Source organism: Brevundimonas diminuta 3F5N, from assembly GCF_900163625.1.
Classification (GTDB): domain Bacteria; phylum Pseudomonadota; class Alphaproteobacteria; order Caulobacterales; family Caulobacteraceae; genus Brevundimonas; species Brevundimonas diminuta_A.
Map to the genome: position 1 here is coordinate 1 of NZ_FUIE01000047.1, position 5,959 is coordinate 5,959.

The following is a 5,959-nucleotide window of genomic DNA, read 5'->3' on the forward strand; positions in this document are numbered from 1 at the left end:
CGCCAGCCCCGCCGCCGCCACCTCCACAGGCGGCCAGGGGAAAGGCCAGCAGGCTCAAGGCTCCGATCGACACCGCCGCCCGGCGCCAGCGCAACCGTTTCATCTTCCGCCTCCTCCCGATCCCTGGGGCGTATTAGGCCCTTGAGCGATCCGGAAGGCGAGCGAAAAAACGTCGTGCCGTCAGTCGCGCAGCAGTTCGTTCACGCCGGTCTTGGCGCGGGTCTGGGCGTCGACGCGCTTGACGATGACGGCGCAATACAGCGACGGGCCGCCGTTCGGGTCGGGCAGGGCGCCCGGCACCACGACCGAATAGGCCGGAACCTCGCCGCGGAAGATCTCGCCGGTCGCCCGGTCGACGATCTTGGTCGAGGCCGACAGATAGACGCCCATGGCCAGGACTGCGCCCTCGCGCACGATGACGCCCTCGGCCACCTCGGCGCGGGCGCCGATGAAGCAGCCGTCCTCGATGATGGTCGGATTGGCCTGCAGCGGCTCCAGCACGCCGCCGATGCCTGCGCCGCCTGACAGGTGGACGTTCTTGCCGATCTGGGCGCACGAGCCGACCGTGGCCCAGGCGTCGACCATCGAGCCTTCATCGACATAGGCGCCGATGTTCACGAAGGACGGCATCAGCACCACGTTCTTGCCGACATAGGCGCCGCGGCGGACGATCGCGCCCGGCACCGAGCGGAAGCCGGCGGCCTGATAGTCGGCGGCGCTCCAGTCGCCGAACTTGTTGGGCACCTTGTCCCAGAAGGGGCCGACGGCGACCGGATGATCGGCCGACAGCGGCAGGGTCGGGGCGTGGCCCGCGCGCATGATGACGTTGTCGTTCAGACGGAAGGACAGCAGCACCGCCTTCTTCAGCCACTGGTGCGTGCTCCACACGCCGTCCTGGCCGCGCGAAGCGACGCGCGCCTGGCCGGAGTCCAGCAGGGCCAGGGCGGTGTCCACGGCGTCGCGCACCTCGCCGCGCGTGGCGGCGGAGACTTCGGCGCGGGCTTCCCAGGCGGCCTCGATGACGGATTCCAGGTGGGTCAGGTCGGTCATTGCGGATCTCCGTCCAGCATGGCGGTGGTCAGGAAGGGGCCGAGGGAGGCGGCCCGGTGTTGGATATGGTCGCCTTCGGCGGTGAAGGCCTTGGTTCCGACCAGGACGGTGGTCATGCCCAGGTCGCGCGCCGGCTCCAGGTTCTTGGGCGTGTCCTCGAAGAAGCAGGCCGTGGCCGGATCGACGCCGAAGCGCGCCAGCATCTTGTGGAAGGTGCGCGGGTCCGGCTTGGGGATCAGGTCGGCGTCTTCCAAGGCGAACACCCCGTCGAAGAAGGGCGTCAGCTCCAGCTTCTCCATCACCCGTTCGGCGTGACCGGCAGAGCCGTTGGTGAAGATGAGGCGCGGGCCGTTCAGCCGCTCCAGCGCCGCATGGAGACCGGGGTCGGGCGTCAGCACGTCCAGCGGCACGTCATGCACCTCGGCCAGGAAGTGATGCGGGTCGATCTCATAGTGCATCATCAGGCCAGCCAGGGAGGTGCCGTAGTCGTGCAGATAACCGCGCTGCACCGACAGGGCCTCGGCCGATTCCAGACCCGAGGTGCGCACGACATACTGGTTGATGCGCTGCTCCACCTGACGCAGGAACTGCGTCTCCGGCGGATACAGGGTGTTGTCCAGGTCGAAGACCCAGGACCGCACATGGCGCAGGTCCGCGCCGATTTCAGTAGGCGCGGTTTCAGGCGCCGTCTTCGACGCCGAACCCGTCACTTCCGTCTGACCAGGGTGCCGGCGCCGTGCTCGGTGAACAGCTCGACCAGCATGGCGTGGGGGCGACGTCCGTCCAGGATGACCACGGCCTCGACGCCCGCGCGGATGGCGGCCATGGCCGTCTCCAGCTTGGGGATCATGCCGCCGGTAGCGACGCCGTCGTCGATCAGGCCTTGGGCCTCGTCCAGCGTCATCTGGCGGATGATCTCGCCGTCGGCGCCCTTGACCCCCGGCACGTCGGTCAGCAGCAGCATCCGCTTGGCGTGCAGGGCGCCCGCGACGGCCCCGCCCACGGTGTCGGCGTTGACGTTATAGGTCTGGCCGTCCTCAGCCACGCCGATGGGGGCGATGACCGGCACCCAGTCCTCGGTCTCCGAGGCGATCAGGCCCTTGATCAGCTTGGGGTCGACCTTGGTCGGCTCGCCGACGAAGCCCAGGTCGACCTCGTGCTCGATCATGCTGTCGGGGTCGCGCTTGGTGCGCTTGGTCTTCTCGACCGTCAGCAGGCCGGCGTCCTTGCCCGACAGGCCGACGCCGCGCACGTCGGCTTCCTTACCGGCGACGGTGATCCAGTGGGCGATCTCTTTGTTCACGGCGCCGGACAGGACCATCTCGGCCACCGACATGGTGTCCTTGTCCGTCACGCGCAGGCCGTCGACAAAGGCCGACTTCACGCCCGCCTTGTCCAGCATGGCGCTGATCTGCGGGCCGCCGCCGTGGACCACCACGGGGTTCACGCCCATCAGCTTCAACAACACCACGTCGGCGGCGAACTGCTTGGCCACGGCGCTCTCGCCCATGGCGTGGCCGCCGTATTTGATGACCACGGTCTCGCGGTCATAAACTTGGATATAGGGCAGGGCCTCGGCGAGCGTCTTCGCCGTTTCCCAGCCGCGTTCCTCGGATTGCCGATCAGTCTCTATCATCGTGCGCGCTCGATAGCCCCAAGGACGGCGGGAGTCACGGGCCAAGGTGCTGTTGAAGTTAGCGAGGGTCGTCATTCTTTCGTAATTCTATGATCGGGTACTTCCTTTCTGCGCGATTCAGATTAGGCATCCTCGCATGAGATTATATCCTGTCATTATGTGCGGCGGTGCGGGAACCAGGCTTTGGCCGGCTTCTCGTCCTTCAAGGCCTAAGCAGTTCATCCCGCTTTCAGGTAACCGCTCTCTCTTTCAGGAAGCCGTGTTAAGGACTAATTCGCTGGTTTCCGACGGCGGGCGCATTATTGTTATTGGCGGCCAGGCGCATCGCAGCGCTATTTTAGATCAGCTTCATGAAATCGGCGTTGTTGCTCAAATCTTGCTTGAGCCTGAGGCGCGGGATTCGGCAGCCGCTATGGCGGCGGCCGCAGCATGGACGGAACAACACGACGCGGACGGCGTGAACGTTTTTGTCGCGTCAGATCACCATATTCCGGATCATGGCGCCTTCTGCGAAGCAGTACGAAAGGCAGGCGAAGCTGCGTTAAAGGGACATATTGTCACCTTGGGCATCAAGCCGACCGAGCCTTCGACTTCCTATGGATATATTCAACCAGCTGCTAATGGTCTCTCAGCCGTAAAGCATTTTGTTGAAAAGCCGGATAAAGATGTAGCTAAAGATTACATGAATAAGGGTTTTCTTTGGAATAGTGGAAATTTTATTATTTCTGCTAAAACTCTTATTGATGAGCTTGCGCATTGCGCGCCAGATGTTCTTCATTCGGCGCGAGCTTCTATTGAAGGTGGTGTTGGGGGTATATTCGAACTCGGACCGGCTTTCCGTTCTGCGCCTAAAATCTCGATCGATTACGCTCTAATGGAGCGTACGCATCGGGCTTGGGTTTTGCCGGTCGATTTCCAGTGGTCGGATCTCGGGACCTGGGACGCGGTTGCGGCGACTGGCGAAGGGGAGTTCGGCGGGCATATTTTTGAGGACGCTGAGGGGTGCATGGCGCGAGCGCCGGAAGGCGTGGTCGTTGCGGCGCTGGGGGTCCGCAATCTGGCTATCGTGGTTGAAGACGACGCTGTCTTAGTGTGCGATCTGTCTCGAGCTCAAGATGTGAAAAAGGTGGTGGAGCGTCTACGAAAATCTTCTCCTCAGCATATCGATTTCGTCCAACCCGAAGTAGAGGCGTTGGAAAGTGGTGCGCATCGCTTCAGGGAGTGGTTGCGTTTGCGCGCATTACCGCTCTGGTCGTCTATAGGGCAGGCCGAGGATGGAGCGTTCGCAGAATTGCTCAATATTGATGGGCGAAGCGTAGCGGCGCAGCGACGCGCACACGTTCAGGCGCGGCAGATATATGCTTTTGCGCAAGCCGGCTTGCTTGGATGGCAGGGACCTTGGCGGAAGAGCGTCACGGAGGGATTTGAGTATCTGGAACGAACTTTCCTCCGCCCGGACGGTTTGATGCGGGCATTGGTGGCGCATGACGGCGCCCCTATGGATGAAGATTTCCGTGTCTATGACCAAGCTTTTCTATTGCTTGCGTTGGCGACAGCTCAGAGGGCCGGCATCGACTGGGATGGGCGCGCTGCGGCGGTCGCTCACGAGGTAAGAAAGCGCTTGCTTGAAAGGATGGATGGCAATGGAGCGGTCATCGAAACCGGAGAGCGGCCGTACCAGTCAAATGCCCATATGCACCTGCTGGAGGCGGCCCTGGCTTGGTTCGAAGTTAGTGGCGATCCGGTATGGAGTGCGTTTGCCGAGCAGATTGCGAGCCTTGCCACAACCGTTTTCATGGATTCAAAGACCGGCCGGTTGAGGGAATTTTTTGAGCCTGACTGGACGCCTGCTCTCGGTGAGAAAGGGCGTCTTATTGAGCCTGGCCATCAATTCGAGTGGGCCTGGTTGTTGGCGCGCTTGCATCGTCCCGGTGGAGATCAGAGGTGGTTGACGGCCGCTAGGACTCTATTCGACCGAGGGATGGAAGGGGTGGGGGCGCGCGGCCAAGTTGCCGTGGATGCTTTAGATGAGGAGGGGGGGATCCGCATACGGCGTGCCCGTCTATGGCCTCAGACGGAGTGGCTGAAAGCTTCCCTGCTTCTTGCTGATCTGTGCCCGTCAGAAGAGAATCGTTTTCTTTTGGAGGCGGCTCGCGCTCAGCGCGCCGTTTGGACATATCTGACTGATGATGGGCTTTGGCGAGATAAGAGGCTTGAAAACGGCCGCTTCATTGATGAAGCTGCTCCCGCCAGTTCATTGTATCATATTGTTTCTGCCTTTACGCAGGTCGTTGAAGCGGGAACCTTGGGAGACGGCACTCCCTCACTTGCGCTGAGCTAAAGAGGCGCTTGGCTTTTGTAGCTTTTGGAACACGCTTGTGTTGCTTGAAGTTGCTAGTGAGCGTTTCGTGCTCGACCGGCTATGGTGACGCTGGTAAGGGTCGCCTCAGGCGGTGACTTAATCGCCCACCTATCAATAACCTCGGAGGGCCGCATCCTATGCGTGTCAAGAGTTTGATCCTGGCGTCGAGCGCAGCGGCCGCCCTGGCCCTGTCGGCCGGCGCTGCTTCGGCTGAGCCCGATGGCTGGTACGGCGCGATCGACGCCGGCTACCACATCATCGACGACATCAACACGGAAGCGTCCGCGACCGGCCACAGCTGGAACTGGGAAGTCAACGACGGCTGGGCGGCTTTCGCTCGCCTGGGCTACCGTTTCAACCCGAACTGGCGCGTTGAACTCGAGGGTGGCTACCGCTCGGGCGACATCGGCACGGTGCGCGCCGTTTCGGGTTCGCAAGGCCTGTGCAATCTGACGCCGGCCACCGGCCCGTGCCACTCGCCGGAAGGCGACATCGAGTCGACGACTCTGATGGCCAACGTCCTGTACGACTTCGGCTCGCCGGACTGGACCATCCGTCCGTTCGTCGGCCTGGGCGTCGGTATGAACCGCGTCAACGTCGACACGGTCGGCCGTCTGCGCCAGACTCCGGCGGTGACGCTGACCGCTGACGACAGCTCGACCAAGTTCGCCGCTCAGGCGATCGCCGGTCTGGCCTGGGCCGTGGGCGACCGCACCAACATCGACCTGACCTATCGCTATCTGACCGGCGACGCTGAGTTCGACACGACGACGTCGGGCGCCGGCGCCATTCCGTTCGGCACCCTGGAAGGCGATTACGACCAGTCGCACACCGTGACGCTGGGCCTGCGCTATGCGTTCAGCGGCTCACGCACGCCGTCGCCGGTGGCCTTGGCCGGCTGGGTCTCGCCC

General features: G+C 62.8%; 5 protein-coding genes. 2 read left to right on the forward strand and 3 right to left on the reverse strand.

Going from position 1 to position 5,959, the window contains the following annotated elements:
• Positions 1–180 precede the first annotated feature (180 nt).
• The 3 genes from dapD to argB are packed head-to-tail and all read right to left on the reverse strand — an operon-like array spanning position 181 to position 2,686.
• Complete coding sequence (dapD, locus tag FM111_RS09080) at positions 181–1,050, reverse strand: 2,3,4,5-tetrahydropyridine-2,6-dicarboxylate N-succinyltransferase (protein WP_087140643.1); 870 nt, start codon at positions 1,048–1,050, stop codon at positions 181–183.
• Positions 1,047–1,760: a pyrimidine 5'-nucleotidase gene (locus FM111_RS09085; RefSeq protein WP_087140644.1), complete on the reverse strand. Its 714-nt coding sequence runs from the start codon at positions 1,758–1,760 to the stop codon at positions 1,047–1,049. Before FM111_RS09085 ends, dapD begins: the two co-directional genes overlap by 4 nt.
• Positions 1,757–2,686 carry an acetylglutamate kinase gene (gene argB / locus FM111_RS09090; RefSeq protein WP_087140646.1) on the reverse strand — a complete coding sequence of 310 codons (930 nt, stop codon included), beginning with the start codon at positions 2,684–2,686 and terminating at the stop codon, positions 1,757–1,759. The genes FM111_RS09085 and argB overlap by 4 nt, the downstream gene beginning before the upstream one ends.
• Before the next feature lie 136 nt (positions 2,687–2,822).
• Here argB and FM111_RS09095 point away from each other — a divergent pair, with 136 nt between their 5' ends.
• A complete protein-coding gene (locus tag FM111_RS09095; RefSeq protein ID WP_087140645.1) occupies positions 2,823–5,027 on the forward strand; it encodes an AGE family epimerase/isomerase in 2,205 nt (734 codons plus the stop codon).
• 158 nt (positions 5,028–5,185) lie between these two features.
• The coding region (locus FM111_RS09100) for an outer membrane protein (RefSeq protein WP_143276079.1) at positions 5,186–5,959 on the forward strand (774 nt) is incomplete at its 3' end.

Bases quoted from the DNA above. Each gene is read 5' to 3' on its own strand.
- dapD (WP_087140643.1), bottom strand. From the start codon at position 1,050: ATGACCGACCTGACCCACCTGGAATCCGTCATCGAGGCCGCCTGGGAA.
- FM111_RS09095 (WP_087140645.1), top strand. From the start codon at position 2,823: ATGAGATTATATCCTGTCATTATGTGCGGCGGTGCGGGAACCAGGCTT.
- argB (WP_087140646.1), bottom strand. From the start codon at position 2,686: ATGATAGAGACTGATCGGCAATCCGAGGAACGCGGCTGGGAAACGGCG.